Source organism: Sphingomonas sp. S2M10 (assembly GCF_012650175.1).
In the GTDB taxonomy this organism is placed as follows: Bacteria; Pseudomonadota; Alphaproteobacteria; order Sphingomonadales; family Sphingomonadaceae; genus Sphingomonas.
In genome coordinates this window covers 261237-279730 of sequence record NZ_JAAILI010000008.1, presented here as the reverse complement: position 1 = coordinate 279730, position 18494 = coordinate 261237, and the positions used below count along the sequence as shown (strand labels likewise).

13 protein-coding genes are annotated in these 18494 nt (G+C 67.4%); 7 read left to right on the top strand and 6 right to left on the bottom strand.

Features of this window, described 5'->3' with window-relative positions; translation table 11 throughout:
- Positions 1 to 5: 5 nt before the first annotated feature.
- Both S2M10_RS02670 and S2M10_RS02665 read right to left on the bottom strand, forming a co-directional pair.
- Complete coding sequence (locus tag S2M10_RS02670) at positions 6 to 524, bottom strand: rhodanese-like domain-containing protein (RefSeq protein ID WP_168844730.1); 519 nt, start codon at positions 522 to 524, stop codon at positions 6 to 8.
- 4 nt (positions 525 to 528) lie between these two features.
- Positions 529 to 843 (bottom strand): metalloregulator ArsR/SmtB family transcription factor, encoded by a 315-nt coding sequence (locus S2M10_RS02665; protein ID WP_168844729.1) that lies wholly within the window; start codon positions 841 to 843, stop codon positions 529 to 531.
- Between the two features lie 71 nt (positions 844 to 914).
- On the opposite strand from S2M10_RS02665, the gene S2M10_RS02660 reads away from it, so the two are divergent.
- On the top strand, positions 915 to 1799 hold the full coding sequence (locus S2M10_RS02660; protein WP_168844728.1) for an MBL fold metallo-hydrolase: 885 nt from the start codon (positions 915 to 917) through the stop codon (positions 1797 to 1799).
- On the opposite strand, the gene S2M10_RS02655 is transcribed toward S2M10_RS02660, so the two are convergent.
- Positions 1796 to 2740, bottom strand: a complete 945-nt coding sequence (locus S2M10_RS02655) for a potassium channel family protein (RefSeq protein WP_247650580.1) — start codon at positions 2738 to 2740, stop codon at positions 1796 to 1798. The two genes, S2M10_RS02660 and S2M10_RS02655, sit on opposite strands and share 4 nt — an antisense overlap.
- A gap of 313 nt (positions 2741 to 3053) precedes the next feature.
- On the opposite strand from S2M10_RS02655, the gene S2M10_RS02650 reads away from it, so the two are divergent.
- The gene (locus S2M10_RS02650) at positions 3054 to 4160 is read left to right on the top strand and encodes a serine hydrolase (protein ID WP_247650579.1); all 1107 of its coding nucleotides are present in this window, start codon (positions 3054 to 3056) and stop codon (positions 4158 to 4160) included.
- A 167-nt stretch (positions 4161 to 4327) separates the two neighbouring features.
- Positions 4328 to 5527, top strand: a complete 1200-nt coding sequence (locus tag S2M10_RS02645) for a cation:proton antiporter (RefSeq protein WP_168844726.1) — start codon at positions 4328 to 4330, stop codon at positions 5525 to 5527.
- A 144-nt stretch (positions 5528 to 5671) separates the two neighbouring features.
- On the opposite strand, the gene S2M10_RS02640 is transcribed toward S2M10_RS02645, so the two are convergent.
- Both S2M10_RS02640 and S2M10_RS02635 read right to left on the bottom strand, forming a co-directional pair.
- Entirely contained in the window at positions 5672 to 7579 is a 1908-nt protein-coding gene (locus S2M10_RS02640; RefSeq protein ID WP_168844725.1) for a BCCT family transporter, read from the bottom strand.
- A 194-nt stretch (positions 7580 to 7773) separates the two neighbouring features.
- Positions 7774 to 10266 (bottom strand): PAS domain S-box protein, encoded by a 2493-nt coding sequence (locus S2M10_RS02635; RefSeq protein WP_168844724.1) that lies wholly within the window; start codon positions 10264 to 10266, stop codon positions 7774 to 7776.
- Between the two features lie 421 nt (positions 10267 to 10687).
- Between S2M10_RS02635 and S2M10_RS02630 the strand changes: the two genes are divergently transcribed.
- Positions 10688 to 11302, top strand: coding sequence for a DUF4198 domain-containing protein (locus tag S2M10_RS02630; protein ID WP_247650578.1), 615 nt, complete (start codon positions 10688 to 10690; stop codon positions 11300 to 11302).
- 176 nt (positions 11303 to 11478) lie between these two features.
- Here S2M10_RS02630 and S2M10_RS02625 read toward each other — a convergent pair whose 3' ends face one another.
- Positions 11479 to 12147: a PEPxxWA-CTERM sorting domain-containing protein gene (locus tag S2M10_RS02625; protein WP_168844723.1), complete on the bottom strand. Its 669-nt coding sequence runs from the start codon at positions 12145 to 12147 to the stop codon at positions 11479 to 11481.
- 347 nt (positions 12148 to 12494) lie between these two features.
- On the opposite strand from S2M10_RS02625, the gene S2M10_RS02620 reads away from it, so the two are divergent.
- The 3 genes from S2M10_RS02620 to S2M10_RS02610 all read left to right on the top strand — a co-directional run bounded on the left by S2M10_RS02620 (position 12495) and on the right by S2M10_RS02610 (position 18472).
- Complete coding sequence (locus S2M10_RS02620; RefSeq protein WP_348770519.1) at positions 12495 to 15302, top strand: endonuclease/exonuclease/phosphatase family protein; 2808 nt, start codon at positions 12495 to 12497, stop codon at positions 15300 to 15302.
- 69 nt (positions 15303 to 15371) lie between these two features.
- Positions 15372 to 17117 carry a type I secretion system permease/ATPase gene (locus S2M10_RS02615; protein ID WP_247650624.1) on the top strand — a complete coding sequence of 582 codons (1746 nt, stop codon included), beginning with the start codon at positions 15372 to 15374 and terminating at the stop codon, positions 17115 to 17117.
- Positions 17114 to 18472, top strand: coding sequence for an HlyD family type I secretion periplasmic adaptor subunit (locus tag S2M10_RS02610; RefSeq protein ID WP_168844722.1), 1359 nt, complete (start codon positions 17114 to 17116; stop codon positions 18470 to 18472). The genes S2M10_RS02615 and S2M10_RS02610 overlap by 4 nt, the downstream gene beginning before the upstream one ends.
- Positions 18473 to 18494 lie beyond the last annotated feature (22 nt).

Sequence of the window (18494 nt, the reverse complement as noted above, 5' to 3'; positions counted from 1 at the left end):
CCGCCTCAAGCGCCGGCGCGCCGGTTCCACGGCATGATCCGCAGCAGGTTGGCCATGCCGCACCATCCCGTCGCCCCGGCAACCATCAGTCCTGCGCCGACGAACGCCGACAGGCCGAAAAAGCCGGGAGCCACGAACAGGCCGAGCAACACCCCGATCAGCACCAGCGTTCCGGCGGTGATCTGTACTTGCCGCATGATTTCGAGCGGCTGCGATCGATCGGCCAGGACGGGATGCCCTGCCGTCCGCCAAGCATCGATGCCGCCGGCCAGAACATAAGCGGGGGCTTCTCCCGCCGCCGCGCGGAGCCGGGCCGCATGGGCGGCGGTGCGCATGCCGGTGCGGCAGTGAAAGATCACCGGACGCCCGTCGCGCGTGAGTTCGCCGATCCGTTCGATCGGCAGGTGCAGCGCGCCGGGAATGCATGCGCGGGCATGTTCGTCGGCCCCGCGAATGTCGACCAGCCGCGCGCCGGCGTCGAGCGCGGCGCGCGTATCATCCGGGGAAAGGGCAACAAGCGTCATCGCGTCAATCCTTGCAGTAGAGCTGGTAGAGGGTGGCGAGCAGCGTTTCGATGCGCGCGTCGGCGATGGCATACCAAAGCGTCTGGCGCTCGCGGCGATAGGTGACCAGGCCTTCGTCGCGCATCTTGGCGAGGTGCTGCGAACAGGCGGATTGGGAGAGCCCGACCTCGCGGGCGAGATCGCCGACCGTCAGCGCGCCATGCTCGACCAGCTTGCACAGCAGCATCAGACGCCGGGCATTGCCGATCGCCTTCAGCGTATCGGCGACCTGGCCGGCCTTTGTCTCGAACGTCGCCAGATCCATCGGCGGCTTCAGCATCTTCCCTGCTCCATTAGAGCTTGCTTATATAGCAACATCTAATATATTAACAAGGGAGAATGGAGAAAGACATGGCCCAGCCCCTGATCGAGGCGTTCTTCGATGCGCCCACCAACACGATCAGCTATCTCGTCGGGGACCCGGCGACGCGCACCGCCGCGGTGATCGATCCGGTGCTGGACTTCGATCTGGCGAGCGGCGTCGCCGACACGCGATCGGCGGAGGCGATTCTCGCGTTCGCGCGCGATCACGGCTGGCGGATCGAGATGGTGCTGGAAACGCATGCCCATGCCGATCACCTGTCGGCCGCGCCGTTCGTCAAGGCGTGCACCGGAGCCTGGGTCGGCATCGGTGCCCATATTCGCGACGTGCAGAAGATCTTCCGGCCGGTGTTCGCGATGGACGATCTGAAAACCGACGGATCGGATTTCGACCGGCTGTTCGAGGATGGCGACCGCTTCGCGATCGGCACGCTTGCGGTGGAGGTGCTCCATGTCCCCGGGCACACGCCGGCCGATGTCGCCTATCGGATCGGCGATGCTGCGTTCGTCGGCGACACGCTGTTCATGCCCGACTACGGCACCGCGCGCGCCGACTTTCCCGGTGGCGACGCACGCACACTGTATCGCTCGATCCGTCGCCTTCTGGCACTGCCCGAGGCGACGCGGCTGTTCTTGTGCCACGATTACAAGGCGCCGGGGCGCGAGGACTATCGCTGGGAAACGACGGTGGGCGAGCAGCGCCGATCAAGCGTGCATGTCCATGACGGCGTGCCCGAAGACGCGTTCGTGGCGATGCGCGAGCAGCGCGACGCCGGCTTGTCGGTGCCGAAGCTGCTGCTGCCCTCGATCCAGGTCAACATCCGCGCCGGGCATTTCCCCGAGGCCGAGGCGAACGGCGTGACCTATCTGCGGATCCCGGTGAAGATGGTGAGGCAAAGCGGGGTGGCGGGCTAGCCTCCGTCCGAGGGCACCACTTCGATGATCTTGTCGCCGGGCTGAAGCGATTGCGCCTCGGGCTGCCAGAAGCCGTAGCGCAGCCCGCCCCGGTAGAGGCGCAGCCCTACACCGGTCGTGATGGCGGATAGCGGACTGCCGACCTCGCCGGGGGCAATGTCGCGCTCGCGCAGCGACACCGCGCCGTGGAGCCCGGCCAGGTCCATCATATATTCCGCAAGGTGCGGCCCGGTCGTTGATCCTGCCAGCAACAGGCCGGCAAAGCTTGCGGGATTGATCACCGTGGTGGCGCCGGCCTGAACGGCGAGGGCCTCATTGTCTTCCGATCGTATGACGACGCTGATCGGAAGCGCGGGCGCCAGGCGCCGGGCGGTCAGCACGATCAGGATCGACGTATCGTCGCGACCCGCGGCCACGATCATCGCGCTTGCCTTGGCTACCTTCACGGCCTCCAGCGTGGCGTTGCGGCTGGCATCGCCTTCCACCACCATCACCCCTTCGGCTTCGGCGCGCGCTACCGCATCGGCATGGGGATCGATCACCACGATCGCGTCGTGCGACTTGCCGCGACGCAGGAGTTCGACCACCGCCTCGGTGCCGCTCGTCCCGTGGCCGGCGACGATGACGTGCCCGTCGAGATTCTGTTGCAGGCTTCGCATTCGCCACTTCTCCCACACGCGCCGCAGCACGAAGTCATAGGCCGTGCCGAGGAAAATCAGCCAGACGAACAGCCGCACCGGCGTCACGACGAAGGTGTCGAACATGCGCGCACGGTCCGTCACCGGCACGATGTCGCCATAGCCGACCGTCGTCACGGTGATCATGGTGAAATACACCACGTCGACAAAGCTGACCCGGCCATCGGTGTTGTCGCGCAGCCCGTCGCGATCCACCCAGTGGCCGGCAAGCGCGATACCGATCAGCGCCAGCGCCAGCGCCATTCGCCATCCGAGCGAGATCCAGGCAGGCGTCCGCCCCCGGTGGCGCAGGATCGGCGGGTCTCCCAGAGGTCCACGAGGAGTGCGTCGCGCCATGGCGTGTGACCTAGCGCGGTATTGCCGGCCCAGGCAACCGCGCGCAACGGCTCGGCAGGGAGCATCGGCCGCGTGCAACATGGCCGGCCGAACGGGCGTGTATCCGGTGCGCGCATGCCGCGCAGACGACGAACGGCGACTTGCCAGCGACGAGCCGTGCCGCTTTACGACTGCATTTCGGCATCCCGACCTGTACGTGGATGGGCAAAGGAGGGGTTTGTTGCCGCTTATCGATATTGCCGTCCGCTTCGGCGCGCTGATCGCGCCGGGCGCGTTGCTCGCCGCCTGTGTGCCCGTTCCGCCGACCGCAGCGGCGCCGCCGCCGCGTCCCGCACCCCGAGCGGCGCTGGTCGCGCCGCCGATACGCGCATCCGCCGCAGTCGCCCGGCCGCGGCGATCCGACGAACCGCCCGCCGCGCTGCTCAATGCCGTCCAGGCGCTGGGTGCGTCGTTCGATGGGCAGGTGGCGATCTCGGTTCGCGACGTCGAGCGCGGCTGGATGGTCGCGTGGAACGGCGAGCGTCCGCATCCCCAGCAGAGCGTAAGCAAGCTGTGGGTCGCCATCGCGGTGTTTGATGCGATCGATCACCAGCGCTTGTCGCTCACCACGCCGGTGACCGTGACCCGCGCCGACCTGACCGTCTTCCACCAGCCGATCCGGCCGCTGGTCGGCCCGAACGGCTATCGCACCACGGTCGGCGCGTTGCTCGAATGTGCGCTGACCCGCAGCGACAATACCTGCAACGACGTGCTGCTGTGGAAGGTGGGCGGGCCGGCGGCGATCCGCCGCATGCTCGCCGACAAGGGGGTGGACGGCGTCGGCTTCGGTCCCGGCGAGCGGGAATTGCAGGCGCGCACCGCTGGGCTTGTCTGGCGCAAGGAATGGGCCGGCGGCTGGGGCTTCCTCCAAGCGCGCGCGGCAATGAATTCGGCTGCCCGGCGCAAGGCGCTCGATCGCTATCTCGCGGCGCCCTATGACGGCGCGACCGCGAACGGCATCACGCTGGGCCTTTCGCGCCTCGCAGAAGGCAAGCTGCTCAGCCAGGGATCCACCGATCGACTGTTCCGGATCATGCTGGCAAGCAAGACCGGACCGCTGCGGCTCAAGTCCGGCCTGCGTGCTGGCTGGAAGATGGCGCACAAGACCGGCACCGGCCAGGAACTGGGCAGTCTCGCCACCGGCTACAACGATGTCGGTCTGCTCACCGGGCCCGACGGGCATCGCTATGCCGTGGCGGTGATGATCGCGAGCACGCGCCAGCCGATCCCGGTGCGCATGCGGCTGATGGGCGACGTGACCCGTGCGGTGATCCGCACGACGGACTGAACAGCGGCCCCGCGCCGGGGCGGGCAGGGCATGTCTTGCAGCACGCGGGCGTCGTGAAGGCTGCCGGGTGGCGCTTTGCGCTCGTCGCCGCGCTGCTTCTCTCCTAGAAGGTTCGCCGGCCCCGGCAGCGGCAGGAACCTTCCGCCGCAGGTAGAAGGATTGCGCCCATGGAGACCATCGGTCTTCCCGAACTCGGCACGCTGCTGATCGTCGCCTCGCTGGTCGCGATGATTTCCCGGCGGATCGGGCTCCCCTATACGGCGGGGCTGGTACTGGCCGGCATCGCGCTCGCCTTTCTGCCAGTGGGTGCCGACCTGCCTTTGTCGCGCGAATTGATCTTCAACATCTTCCTGCCGCCGCTGATCTTCGAGGCGGCGCTGCAACTGCGCTGGTCGCGGTTCCGCGAGGAGCTCCCGCTCACCGTGGTGCTCGCCTTTCTGGGTGTTGCCGTTTCCGCGCTGGTGGTCACCGCGGGCATGCACTGGCTGCTCGGCTGGAGCTGGCTGGGCGCGGCGTTCTTCGGCGTGCTGATCGCCGCGACCGACCCGGTCTCGGTAATCGCCGCCTTCAAGGAGATGAAGGCCGAGCCGCGGCTGAGCATGGTGGTGGAATCGGAAAGCCTGCTCAACGACGGCGTTGCCGCGGTGGGTTTCGCGATCCTCCTGACCGTTGCCGAAGGCGGCGGACTGACGGCAAGCGGCGTCGCGACCTCGCTGCTGTGGACCGTGGCGGGAGGCGTGGCGATCGGCGGCGCGATCGCCTTTGCGGTACTGACGGTGGCGGGCCGAACCGAGGACCATCTCGTCGAGGTGACGCTGACGACGGTGATCGCCTGGGCCAGCTTCCTGCTCGCAGAGCATTTCCATGCCTCGGGCGTGTTCGCCGCGCTTGCGGCCGGGATCATCGTCGGCGCGATCGGCACGCGCGGATCGATCTCGGTCGCCGGACGGCAGCATGTCCAGGATTTTTGGGCCTATGCCGCCTTCCTCGCCAATTCCTGCCTGTTCCTGCTGATCGGCAGCCACGAGGCGCATCAGCCGATCGCGCTGGTGAGCGGTGCGCTGGCCGCGGGGATACTGCTGACGCTGCTCGGTCGGGCGGCGGCGGTCTATCCGCTTGCGGCGCTGTTTTCGGGCACCGGGCTGCGGCTGCCTGCAACCTATCAGCATGTACTGGTCTGGGGCGGGCTGCGCGGCGCGGTGGGCCTGGCGCTGGCGCTGGCGGTGCCGGCGAACGTGGCCGAGCGCGGCGCGATCGTCGTCGTCACCTTCGGCGTGGTCGCCTTCTCGATATTCGCCCAGGGGCTTACCATGCCGCCGCTGCTGCGCCGCTGGAAGCTCACCGGCGCGACGGATGCCGCACATTAAACGCAGGGCGCGCAGATCGGATCGCTTCGGGATCCGCTGCAGCATGCTTTGCTGAGCCTGGGCCGGCGCGAGCGGACGTACCCGTCATCGGCATCGCGGCGCGCCTCGCCAGTCGATCGTTTGGTCCTTGCCCCGTAAACCGTCCTAACGGGCTCGCCAGCGTTCGAGTTCGCTCAGCAGATCCCCGGTGATCTGTTTGGTCGAGAAACCCGTGAGATCGCGCTGACGCCCGTTGGGCCGGGTATCCACGCTGAGGGTCCATCCGACGCTTCGGCGTGCTTCCGATGCTTCCAGCGCGGTATAGGCGGGGAGCGGCCGGGCGCGGGGCAGCAGGCGATAGGTGAACGGTTGATCGCCCTGGCTGCCTACGGTGAGCGTGATCTCACCTTCCTCCAGCTCGAGCTGCAGATCGGTCCAGCCTTCCTCCTGCATCGCGGTATAGACACTGCGGAGGGCGGGTTCGCCATGGCGGGTCATCTGCTGCAGGATGTCGGTTCGGCGAGCGGGGGAAACCAGGCGCTTCAGCCGTTCGCTGATCGCTGCCGCGTCTTCCGGCAGTGCCACGCCGGCCAGGTCGGCGTTGGTCTGCCGCACCAGGCCGAAGGCCAGCAGCAGCAGGATGAAGCAGAAGGGCAGCGCCGCCAGCAGGGTCGCCGCCTGCAGCGCTCCCAGGCCGCCCGCAACCAGCAGCAGCGCGGCGGTCACGCCCAGCAGGAGGCACCAGTACATGCGCTGCCAGCGCGGCGTCTCGTCCTTGCCGCCGGACGCCAGCGTATCGATCACCAGCGCACCGGAATCAGCGGAGGTGACGAAGAACACCGCCACCAGCAGGATCGCGACGGTGGAGGTGACGCTCGCCGCCGGGAGATATTCGAGAAACTTGAACAGCGCGGTCGACAGATTGGCCTGCACCGCCTGCGCAATGCCGCCGGAGGCCGTGCCCAGATCGAGCCAGATCGCCGTATTGCCGAACACCGTCATCCACAGGAAGGTAAAGGCGGTGGGCACGAACAACACGCCGATAACGAACTCGCGGATCGTGCGCCCGCGCGAGATCCGCGCGATGAACATGCCGACAAAGGGCGACCAGGCGATCCACCACGCCCAGTAGAACAGCGTCCAGTCCGCCATCCAGGCACGGGGCTCATAGGCGTAGAGCGTGAAGGTGCGCATCACGAAATGATCGAGATACAGGCCGAAATTCTGGACGAGCGCGCGCAGCAGGAACAGCGTCGGACCAAGCACCATCACGAACAGCATCAGGAGCACGGCAAGCGCCAGGTTCAGTTCGGACAGCCGCCGAACGCCGCGATCCGCGCCGCTCAGTACCGACAGCGTCGCAGCGCCCATGACCATCACGATCACGATGATCTTCATGGCGAGCGTGTCGGGAAGGCCGTAGATATAGGCCAGGCCCGCGGTCATCTGCGACACGCCGAACCCCAGCGACGTGGCGACCCCGAAGACGGTCCCGCACACCGCGAAGATGTCGATCGCGTCGCCGAGCGGCCCGTGAATGCGCTTGCCCAGGATCGGCGCCAGCCCGGATCGCAGCGTGAGCGGCAAATTCTTGCGGTAGGTGAAATAGGCGAGGCTAAGCCCGACCAGCGCGTAGATCGCCCAGGCGTGAACGCCGTAATGGTGGAAGGTGATCGCCATTGCTTCGCGCGCCGCCTCGAGGGTGCCGCTCTTCGCCTCTGGCGGCGCGATATAATGCTGGATGGGCTCGGCCACCGCGAAATACATGAGTCCGATGCCCATGCCGGCGGCGAACAGCATGGCCAGCCAGGAAAGATAGGGAAAGTCGGGCTGGGCATCGTCCGGTCCCAGCTTCAGCTTGCCCGCCGGGCCGAAGCCGAGCGTGAGCGCGGTGGCGAGAAGAATGGCGACGGCGGCGATGTAGAACCAGCCGAAGCGATCAATCGTCCATGCCTGCGCCGCCTTGAAGGCGAGATCGGCGCTGCCGGGCAGGGCGATGGTAACACCCAGCAACGCCAGGATGAGCGCCGAGGCGCCCCAGAATACACGGGGGTTCAGTTCACTTTTCAGCATATGTGCATGCCGAACGCACATCGCCGGAAATGGTGACAAGCCGAGCAAGCGGGCAGCGCGGATCGCCATCCGGACGGCGTAGGGCCAGGGTGCGTCGAACGCCGAGGCAGGCGCGGCCGCAACGGACCGGCGGCTGGTGCGATGAAGCGCGTCCGCCCGCCAACGCTTCCGGCTGGATCGTCCGGTCCGAGGCTCTATCCGTCGATGATCTCGCGTATCTTCGTCGCCAGCGTGTCGAGGGCGAAAGGCTTGGTCAGCATTTCCATGCCCTGGTCGAGGAACCCGGACCGGACGGTGGCATTCTGCGCATAGCCGGTGACGAAAAGCACCTTCATATCCGGCCTGCTGGCGCGCGCCATTTCCGCGAGCTGGCGTCCGTTGACGCCGGGCAGGCCGACATCGGTGATCAGCAAGTCTATTTCCCGGTTCGACCGGAGGACCGGGAGCGCGGTGTCGGCATCGGTCGCCTCGATGACACCGTAGCCGATCTCGCAAAGAACCTCCCGAACGATCTGGCGCACCGCCGGATCGTCTTCGACCACGAGAACGGTTTCGCCGCGGCCGTTGACGATCGCATCCTTGACGACCTCCAGGCTCGCGATTTCCCCTGTCGATTGCGGGATGAACAGCTTCACCGTCGTGCCCATCCCCAGTTCGCTGTAGATGCGGACATGCCCGCCCGACTGGTTCGCAAAACCGTAGATCATCGACAGGCCGAGGCCGGTGCCCTGGCCGATCGGCTTGGTCGTGAAGAACGGCTCGAACACTTTTTCGAGAGTCGCGCGCGACATGCCGGTCCCGGTATCGCTGACGCTGAGTACGACATAATTGCCGGGCGTCAGGCCGGGTTGATCGCGCGTGCCATGCTCGTCCAGGCTGATATTCTCCGTTTCCACGGTGAGTTTGCCGCCGTCCGGCATCGCGTCTCGGGCGTTGATGCACAGGTTCAGAAGGGCACTTTCGAGCTGGTTCGCATCGGTCTTGGCCGACCACAGATCCGGGCAAAGATGGGTTTCGAGCACGGTCTGCTCGCCGAGCGTGCGGCTCAGCAGGTCGCTGATGCCGCAGACCAGGGCATTGATGTCGTGAACCCGCAGATCGAGCGATTGCCGCCGACCGAAGGCGAGGAGACGCGATGTCAGGGCGGCTGCTCGCTGCGCGGAGGCGCTGGCCACATCGATATAGCGTTCGGCCCGATCCAGTCTTCCCGCGCCGATATCGCGTCGGATCAGATCCAGGCTGCCGATGACGCCGGTGAGCATGTTGTTGAAGTCGTGCGCGATGCCGCCGGTGAGTTGTCCCACGGCTTCCATTTTCTGGCTCTGGCGAAGCGCCTCATGGGCTCCGTCTAGCTCGGCTTTCCGTGCCTTGGATTCGGTGAGATCGCGGCCGATCGCGACGAAATCGACGCCGTCCGGTTCGGGGGCGGCGGTCCACTCGATATGCCGCCAGTCGCCCGCCCTCGTCGCGATCCTGTTCTGAAAGCGGGTCGGCTCCCGTGTTGCGGCCATCGAGGCGATTGCGCTGGTGGAGGATGCAATGTCGTCGGGATGCATGAGAGTCGAATAGCCCCGGGTGAGCAGCTCGCCCTCGCTCCAGCCCAGAACCTTCGTCCAGGCCGGATTGACCGCCGACATCATCCCGGCGAAGTCCGCTCGGGCCAGCATGTCCTGGGAAAGATCCCAGAGCCTGTCACGTTCTGCGCGAGCGCGCTCGATCGCCAGCTTCACGCGTTCGCCGACCTGCTGGACCAGCCTTTCCTCCGCGATCGTCCAAAGACGCGCGCTCGCATTCTGGACCGCGAGAAGACCCACCCATCGGGCTTCGTTGAACAGAACGACATCGATGAACGCGCCGACCTCGCGCGCGGTGAGACCTTCGCGTGCTGGTGCGCTCAGTCGCGTATCGCCGCCCACGTCGCGGACCACCACCGGCGCGCCCGCACGATAGGCCGCGAGCAGGTCGGGGCCGAACGACGTCAGCGAATGGACGCCGACGATCGAACCGACCCCGCGTGCGAAATCGCGTTCGACGGTCATCATGCCGGCGTCGGTGATCTCGGCGTAGAAAACCCTGCTGGCGTCCAGCAACGCACCCAGCCTGGCCGCTGTTCGATCCATGATGTCGGCGGGGGTTTTCAGGGGGCGGAGCTCGTCGGACAGCGCCAGGAGAAATTCCGCGCGCCGCTCTGCCGCGACCCGCTCGGTCACATTGGCAAGGAAGCACATCACGCCGGCCGGTACCCCGGTATCATCCGGTACCGGCGTGTAATCGAGGTCTATCCACAGTGTTTCCGCGGCACCTTCCCGGACAAGCGTCACCTCCCGATCGCTGTAGTGCACCGTGCGCCCGGCAAGACCTTCCCGGATCGCGTGGTCGTTCAAATTCGCGAACTCCGGCCAGCTCTCGCGGACGTTCGATCCCAGGGACGTCGCATCCCGGCTTCCCACCAGGGTCGCATAGGCGTCGTTGTAGAGCATGACGCCCTCCGGGCCCCACAGAATGACGATCGGCACCTGCGAGCGCAGGGCGATCGAGAGCGCGCCGGTAAGGCCGTTCGGCCAGCGCGAAAACGGACCCAGGGGCGTGGGCGACCAATCACGCTCCGCGATGCGCTGTGCGCAGTCGCCGCCGCCGCGCAGCCATGGCGGCCGTGCGGAAGGGGTTGTGCTGGCGATGGCGGTCATGGTGGGCATAGGCGGAACCTTGCGAGCACACCCGGTCCATCGGTAGGAGGAGCTTCGAGCGGGTTGTCGCGCCCTCCGTAGCGCAGTGCTCCACATCCGCATACTCACTCTTCACGTCATCGGACGATCAAGGCGTGCCGCCCTGCGACGCCTTGCCCGCAGATTGCTCGTCTACCGGGCGGGCCCGTGCCGGGAGAGGAAGGTCGAAGCTGCGGCATCGGGTGCCCGCCAGCCCTTTGCTGCGCCCCTCGGCGGCGGCACCCTTCCGATCATTGTGACCGAGCGTCGCCCGGATCGTGAAGAAATGTTGCACAGAGATTTGCGAGTGACTCGCAAGAGCGGAGCGACTATCCTCCGGCAGACGCGATCAAGGGCGTAAAATCCCATGCGCAAGGGAGTGACGACGATGAAGAAGGTTTTGATGACGGCGCTGCTCGCCGCGATGGCGGGCGCCGCGCAGGCCCATGAGGTCTGGGTGGAGCGCGATGGCGCCGGCCCGGTGCGGATCTATCTCGGCGAACCGGCGGAAGCGCTACCGGCAGGCGGCGATCCCGAGTTCGCGAACCTGAAGGCGCCCAGGATTCTGGCGCTGGACCGTCCGACGCTCACGCGCAAGGCAGGTTATATCGAAGCGATGGCCCCGGCCGGCGATGTCCGCGTATGGGACGACAATGTCTTCAAGCCCTGGGGCGACGAGGGGGCCAGGGAGGGCGTGATCTATTATGCCCGGGCGGGCCGGACCGATGCCTCCACGCAACTTCCCTTCGAGATCGCCCCGGTTGCCACGAATGCAAACCGTTTTCGGCTCGTTCGGCACGGCAAGCCCGTGGCCGCCAGCAAAGTGACGGTGATCACGCCGGCCAAGGTATCCAAGGAACTCATGACGGATGCACAGGGCATCATCGATGTACCCACCGATGCGCATGGCCGCTACTTGCTTTCGGCGGCGGTGAAGGAGGATGGTCCGGCCCAACTCCAGGGCAGCGCCGTGCGCACCGTCCACCATATCACGACCACGACGTTCGTGGCGCCATGATCGCGCGGTCTTCAGGCGACCCGTTTTGGTGTGTGGAGGGGCGTGCCGCTCTTGATCGGCCCGTCCCGATGTGCCCGGCGCTGCCAGCGAATGGCTCGGGCAGGGGCGGGGCGTGAAGCCGACCGCCGCGTGATCGCGGCGGGGGCACCCGTTCCGGGACGCCCCCGCCGTCGATTTCAGCCGAAGGACACCGTTGCGGCCCGACGGCGATAGCGCACGGCGCCGCCGATCATCGCGAAGCCGCCGACCAGCAGCGCCCAGTTCGCCGGCTCCGGCACCGGGCTGGCGGTGGTGAAGCGGAAGCTGGCGTCGCACGCCGACGGCGTGTTGCGGCAGGTCAGGTCGTTGACCTTGGTCTGCAGGAGATAGCCCGGCGCATAGCCTTCGCCATTGCCGAACGCCAGGGTGACGTTGTTGCTGCCGCTCAGCACCGCCGTATAGTCGGTGTTGGCGGTCACGCCCAGCGTGCCGATCGCCAGATCGGTGAAGCTGCCGACGCCGCGGAAGATCAGGTTCGACAGCGAATATTGCTGGGTGAACAGTGCGGTGGTGGGCAGCGCGCCGTTCGGGGCGATCGCGCCTGCATAGAGCGACAGCGTGACCGTGCCTGTCGTCGTGCGCGTCGACGAACCGAAGCGGAAGCCGAGCCCGGTCAGATAGGCCTGGGTCGGCCGGAAGACCTGGCCGATCGTGTCCGGCTGGAGCACCGACGAGAGCGTCACCGTGGTGCTTGCGTTCGCGTTGACGGTGGTGGTGACCGGATTCGCGGTCACGATCGTGGCAGCCTGCGCCTGAGATACGCAAACGGTCGCCAGCAGGAGCGGCAGGGCCAGGTAACGATTCATCAACACATGTTCCCCTATTTTAAAATGTTGGTCCCGAGTGACACGGCCATGTTGCAGAATCGCGACGATTCGCGAGCAATTCGGGGAAGTTGCGCGAATCGGCAGGTGTAACGGCCACGTATGGCTGCGCGCCGTTGCGACGTTTTCGTCCTGAACGCGGCTGATTACGGGCATGCATGCCGCTGGGTGGGCGCGAAGCCATGGTGCCGCAGCCCCGCAATCTTTTCACCGAGATTTCATCCACATGTCACAACCGATGGTTAGCGAAATGCTAACGATGGCCGGAGGGCGGCGCCGTTCGCGCTCGTCCCCGGCTGCATCTGCAACGAATCGACAGGGGGAATTGCGTGGGCGCGACTTATTGGAATCTGAGCGGCGGCGACCTTGTTCAGGACTGGTCGAACACCAGCCTGCTCGGCACCAACGACAGCTGGGACAACGTGCCGAGCATCGTCGGTTTCCGGGGTGACTCGCTGACCCCCGCCACCGGCGCCGATCCGCGCACGATCACCACGAGCAGCACCGTGGTCGATGTCAACGTCAATCAGACCAACCCGCTGACCTTCAACACCGGCGGCGTTACCGAATTCCAGCTCAGCAACCCGGTGGTCGCGCTGACCGGCTCGGGCACTGCGGACGCGCCCTATCTGGCGCTCTATCTCGACGCGACCGGGCGCAGCAACGTCACGCTGTCGTTCCTGCTGCGCGACCTGGAGAGCGGCACGGACGATGCGGTGCAGCAGGTCGCGGTGCAGTATCGCCTCGACGATTCCAGCCCGTGGACCAACGTGCCCGGCGGCTATGTCGCCGATGCGACCGCCGGACCGGGCAGCGCCAATCCGCTGCTCGAGACGCCGGTGAGCGTCACGCTGCCGGCCGACGCGAACAATGCCGCGACGCTGCAGGTGCGCATCCTGACCACCAACGCCGTCGGCAATGACGAGTGGGTGGGCATCGACGACATCCGCGTGAGCAGCGCCGGCGCCGTGAAGGCACCCGGCACGCTGAGCATCGCCGACGCCTCGACCACCGAGGGCGACAGCGGCACGCACATGATCGACTTCACCGTCGCGCGCGTCGGCGGGGCCGATGGCGAGGTCAACGCGACCTACACCGTGACGCTGCCGGGCGGCTATGGCGGTGCCGACGCCGGCGATTTCGGTGCCTTCACGCTCACCGGCCAGGTCCATTTCGCCAGCGGCCAGAGCACCGCGACGATCTCGCTGCCGGTGCTGGGCGATCGCCAGCCCGAGCCGAACGAGACGTTCAGCATCACCCTGTCCGATCCCACGGGCGGCGCCACGATCGATCGCGCGACCGCGATCGGCACGATCCTCAACGACGAGATCCTGCCGCTGTCCATCGGCCAGATCCAGGGCGAGGGGCATCGCTCGGCCTTTGAGGGGCAGAAGGTGGTGACCAGCGGCATCGTCACCGCGGTCGACAGCAACGGCTTCTATCTGCAGGATCTTGGCGACGGCAATGCGCGCACCAGCGACGCCGTGTTCGTCTTCACCAGCACCGCGCCCGACGTGTTCGTCGGCGATGCGGTAGCGGTACAGGCGACGGTGAGCGAATATCGCGCGGGCACCGGCGGGCTGACCATCACCGAACTGACCGCACCGTCGATCGAACTGCTCGGCTATGGCTATGACCTTCCCGAGGCGATGCTGATCGGCGATGGCGGCCTGACGCCGCCGACCACGACGATCGACGATGACGGCCTGAACAGCTACGATCCCACCACCGACGGCATCGACTTCTGGGAGTCGCTGGAAGGCATGCGGGTGACGATCGACAATCCGCTGGTCGTCTCCAACACCACCGCCGACAGCTATGCCGAGACCGACGTCGTCGCTTCGCTCGGCCAGGGGGCGACCGGGGTCAACGATCGCGGCGGCATCACCATCTCGCAGGGCGACTTCAACCCCGAGAAGATCCAGCTGCAGGGCGACAGCACGATCTATGACGGCTTCAAGGCCAATTACTCGGTCGGGGACCAGCTGAGCAGCGTCACCGGCGTCGTCAACTATGCCGCCGCCAAATATGAAGTGGTCGTCACCGAAGCGGTGACCGTCACCAAGGACGTGACCCTGGCCAAGGAAGTGACCGCGCTTGGCGGCGACGCCACGCATCTGTCGCTGGCGACGTACAATGTCGAGAATCTCGACGCGTCGGACAACAAGTACGACGTGCTGGCCAGCAACATCGTCTACAATCTGCGCGCGCCGGACATCATCGCGCTGCAGGAAATCCAGGATGCCGACGGCGCCGGCAACGGCAAGGACCTCTCCGGTGTTAAGACCGCGCAGGGGCTGATCGACGCGATCAACAAGATCAGCGGCGCCAATTATGCCTATGTCGAGGTCGCGCCGGATACCGCCAACTCGACCGGCGGCGAGCCCAACGGCAACATCCGCAACGGTTATCTCTACAACACCGATCGCGTTTCCTATGTCGACGGCAGCGCAGAGCTGATCACCGGGGCGGCATACAATAACAGCCGCAAGCCGCTGGTCGCGCAGTTCGAGTTTAACGGCGAGACGATCACGGCGATCAACGTCCACTTCACCTCGCGCGGCGGCAGCGATCCGCTGTGGGGCGCTACCCAGCCGCCGGCCGATGCCGGCGATGCGTCGCGCACCGCGCAGGCGGCGGGCGTCAAGGCCTATATCAACGAGCATCTGGCGGACGATCCGGCCATGAACATCGCGGTGCTCGGCGACTGGAACGGCTTTGCCTGGGAAGACGCGCAGACCCAGCTGACCGATCCGGGCAAGGGCGGCATGCTGACCGATCTGGCGACCGCGCTGCTGCCGAGCGAGGAGCGCTACAGCTATCTGTTCGACGGCAACGCCCAGCAGCTCGATCACATCCTCGTCACCGGCGGGCTGCTCAGCGACGCGCAATATGATGCGGTCCACATCAACTCGCAGTTCGGCGGCAATCGCCCTACCGATCACGAACCGCAGCTGGCGCTGTTCGACTTCGGCCAGGCCCAGGCCCAGGCCAGCTCGATGGTCGCCGCGAACGAGCAGAGCTGGGCGAGCACCGATGCGCAGACCATGGCATGGAGCGGATCGGACGCCGGGGTTCTGGATGTGCACCACCAGACCCACGCATTGTTGATGCCCAACCATCTGCTGTACGCCTAAGCACCGTCGCCGCCCGGAATCGTTCCGGGCGGCGGCCCGGGCAAGACGAAAAGAATGGCGATGACGAAGATGACCGCGACGGGGCCGCAGCGCCCCTTCGCACCGATGCGCGACGCGGTGGCGCTGTGCCGCCGGCATCTGCTCGCCGCCGCCGGGTTCAGTGCGCTGGTCAACATCCTGTACATCGTACCCACGCTGTACATGCTGCAGGTCTATGACCGGGTGGTGCCCACCCAGGGCGTCCAGACGCTGGCATTCCTCACGCTGGTGCTCGTCTTCGCGCTCGCCTGCCTGTCGCTGCTCGACCGGATCCGGAGCCGGCTGCTCACCCGCGCGGGGGTGGTGCTCAACGCCGCCCTGGCGCCGGCGGTGCTCGATGCGACGATCGGGCGCCCCGACCTGCCGGTGGCGCGGTCGGCGGTGCGCGAGCTGGACGCGCTGCGGGCGGTGCTGGGCGGCCCGGCGATGCTCGCGCTGTTCGATGCGCCCTGGATGCCGATCTATGTCGGCGTGTGCTTCCTGGTTCATCCGCTGATCGGCCTGATGGCGCTGGTGGGCGGCCTGCTGCTCGCGGGCATCGCGTGGCGCAACGAGCGGGCGACGCGCACCGGCATGGACCATGCGCAGGAAGTCGCCGGCCAGACCTATGCCGCGCAGGACGCGGTGCTGGCCGCGGCGGACAGCGTGCGCGCGCTGGGGATGCGCCGCGCGCTGGTCGCCCGGCAGCTGCGCAAGCGCGAGGCGATGCTCGCGCGCCAGACCGAAAGCGGCTTCCACGCCGGCAGCTATTTCACCGCGACCAAGTTCGTGCGGCTGGCGCTGCAATCGCTGGCGCTGGGGCTCGGTGCCTGGCTGGCGGTGCACAACATGATTTCGGGCGGGGCGATCTTCGCCTCGTCCTTCCTGATCGCGCGCGCGCTGGCGCCGATCGAGCTGCTGATCGGCAGCTGGAAGACGCTGGCACAGGCGCGCGGCGGCTATCGTGACCTCGATCGGCTGCTCGCCACCGCGATCGACCGGCCGGAGCCCACCCGGCTGCCCGCGCCGCGCGGCGCACTGATGGTGGAGGGCGTCACCGTCCTCAATGCCGCGCGCGACGCCATGGTGCTCAACGGCGTATCCTTCGCGGTCGCACCCGGGGAAGTCGTCGCGATCGTCGGCCCGTCGGGCTCGGGCAAGTCGACGCTGATGCGCGCGATCGTCGGCGCGATGCCGGCGGACCGCGGCGCTGTGCGGATCGACGCGGCCGAGCTGGGGGACTGGGATCCGGAGCGGCTGGCGCGCCATATCGGCTATCTGCCGCAGGATTCGGTGCTGTTCGAAGGCACGGTCAAGGAAAACATCGCCCGGTTCGAGGGCGAGCTGGATGCCGGGTTGGAGGCGATCGACGCGGCGGCGGTGGCGGCCGCCGAACTGGTCGGCGCGCGCGACCTGATCCTGCGGCTGCCCGACGGCTTCGATCATCGCCTCGCGCTGGGCGGGCGCGGCGTCTCGGCCGGGCAGGCCCAGCGGATCGCGCTGGCGCGGGCGGTCTATGGCGACCCGGCGCTCTATGTGCTCGACGAGCCCAATGCGCATCTCGACGCCGAGGGCGATGCCGCGCTCAACGCCGCGATCACGCGGTTGAAGGCGGCGGGGAAGACGATCCTGGTGGTCTCGCACAAGCTGGGCGTGCTGCCGGTGGTGGACAAGATGCTGGTGCTGCGCGACGGCCGGGTGGAGCTGTTCGGCCCGCGCGACGAGGTGCTGGCCAAGATCGCGCCGCCCAATGTCCGGCGGATGGTGCCGGCGGCGCAAGGGGGAACGGCGGCATGAGCGGCGCGGTGATCCTTGCGGCGGACACGCCGCTGCCGGTGGCGCAGCAGGTCGGCGACCCGCGCGGCGACATTCGCATGGGGCTGCTGATCGCCGGGCTGTTCTTCGTGCTGTTCCTCGGCTGGGCGGCGTTCGCGCGGCTGGACGCGGCGGCGACGGCGCCGGGGGTGCTCGAAGTCTCCGGCCAGCGACAGAGCGTCCAGCACCGTGACGGCGGCGTGGTCGGCGAGATTCTGGTCCGCGAGGGGCAGCGGGTGGAGCGGGGCCAGTTGCTGCTGCGCCTCGCTGCCGCCGATGTGCTGGCGCAGGAGCGCGCGCTGTCGGGCCAGGCGATCGGCCTGCTCGCCCAGCGTGCCCGGCTGCAGGCGGAGCAGCTGGGGCAGAACCGGGTGGCGGCGCCGAGCGAATACGCCGGGCTGCAGGGGAGGGATCGCGAGGCCGCGGCGCTCGCGCTGCGCCTGCAGCAGAGCGAACTGGACGCGCGGCGGGCGACGCTGACCGCGCAGCGCGGTGCGCTCGGGCAGCGCGCGGCGCAGTCGGCTGCGCAGGGCCGTGGCTATGGCACGCAGGTCGTTTCCGCCGAGGAGCAGTTGCGCCTCGTCGATGAGCAGCTGACCGCGATGCGCCCGCTGGTCGAGCGCGGCTTCGTCTCGCGGACCCGGATGCGCGAACTGGAGCGGGTGCGCGCCGAGCTGATCGGCCAGCGCGGACAATATACGGCCAGCGTCGCCCAGACACGCGAGGCGTCGCGCGAGAGCGAACTGACCGCGCTGCAGGCGGAGCAAAGCTTCCATGAGCGCACTGCTGCGGATTTGCGCGACGTCGATATCCGGCTGGGCGAGGTACTGCCCAAATGGACGGCAGCGCGCGACCAGCTCGCCAAGACCGAAATCCGCGCCCCGGCGACGGGCGCGGTACTGGGTCTTTCGGTGTTCACGCCGGGCGGCGTGATCGCGCCGGGGCAGAAGCTGATGGACATCGTGCCCGAGCGTGCGCCGCTGCGCATCCAGGTGCGGATCGCGGTGGACGATGCCGATGATCTCCGCGTCGGCCAGTCGACATTGGTCAAGTTCCCCAGCCTGCACGAGCGCGACCTGCCCAGCCTGAAGGGCACGCTGACCCGTCTTTCGGCGGACTCGCTGGTCGACGAGAAGAGCGGGTCGAGCTATTTCACCGGCGAGGTGCTGGTGCCGCCCGAACAGATCGACCTGCTGCGCAAGGTGCGCGGCCGTGATTTCGACTTGCGGGCCGGCATGCCGGCGCAGGTGCTGGTGCCGCTGCGCAAGCGCACCGCGCTCGACTATGCGCTGGAACCGCTGGTCGGCAGCTTCTGGACGGCGTTGCGCGAACATTGAGCGGGGCGCGGCGCGGCTGCGC

Bases quoted from the DNA above. Each gene is read 5' to 3' on its own strand.
- S2M10_RS02670 (WP_168844730.1), bottom strand. From the start codon at position 524: ATGACGCTTGTTGCCCTTTCCCCGGATGATACGCGCGCCGCGCTCGAC.
- S2M10_RS02665 (WP_168844729.1), bottom strand. From the start codon at position 843: ATGCTGAAGCCGCCGATGGATCTGGCGACGTTCGAGACAAAGGCCGGC.
- S2M10_RS02660 (WP_168844728.1), top strand. From the start codon at position 915: ATGGCCCAGCCCCTGATCGAGGCGTTCTTCGATGCGCCCACCAACACG.
- S2M10_RS02655 (WP_247650580.1), bottom strand. From the start codon at position 2,740: ATGGCGCTGGCGCTGGCGCTGATCGGTATCGCGCTTGCCGGCCACTGG.
- S2M10_RS02645 (WP_168844726.1), top strand. From the start codon at position 4,328: ATGGAGACCATCGGTCTTCCCGAACTCGGCACGCTGCTGATCGTCGCC.
- S2M10_RS02640 (WP_168844725.1), bottom strand. From the start codon at position 7,579: ATGCTGAAAAGTGAACTGAACCCCCGTGTATTCTGGGGCGCCTCGGCG.
- S2M10_RS02635 (WP_168844724.1), bottom strand. From the start codon at position 10,266: ATGACCGCCATCGCCAGCACAACCCCTTCCGCACGGCCGCCATGGCTG.
- S2M10_RS02630 (WP_247650578.1), top strand. From the start codon at position 10,688: ATGACGGCGCTGCTCGCCGCGATGGCGGGCGCCGCGCAGGCCCATGAG.
- S2M10_RS02625 (WP_168844723.1), bottom strand. From the start codon at position 12,147: ATGAATCGTTACCTGGCCCTGCCGCTCCTGCTGGCGACCGTTTGCGTA.
- S2M10_RS02615 (WP_247650624.1), top strand. From the start codon at position 15,372: ATGACCGCGACGGGGCCGCAGCGCCCCTTCGCACCGATGCGCGACGCG.
- S2M10_RS02610 (WP_168844722.1), top strand. From the start codon at position 17,114: ATGAGCGGCGCGGTGATCCTTGCGGCGGACACGCCGCTGCCGGTGGCG.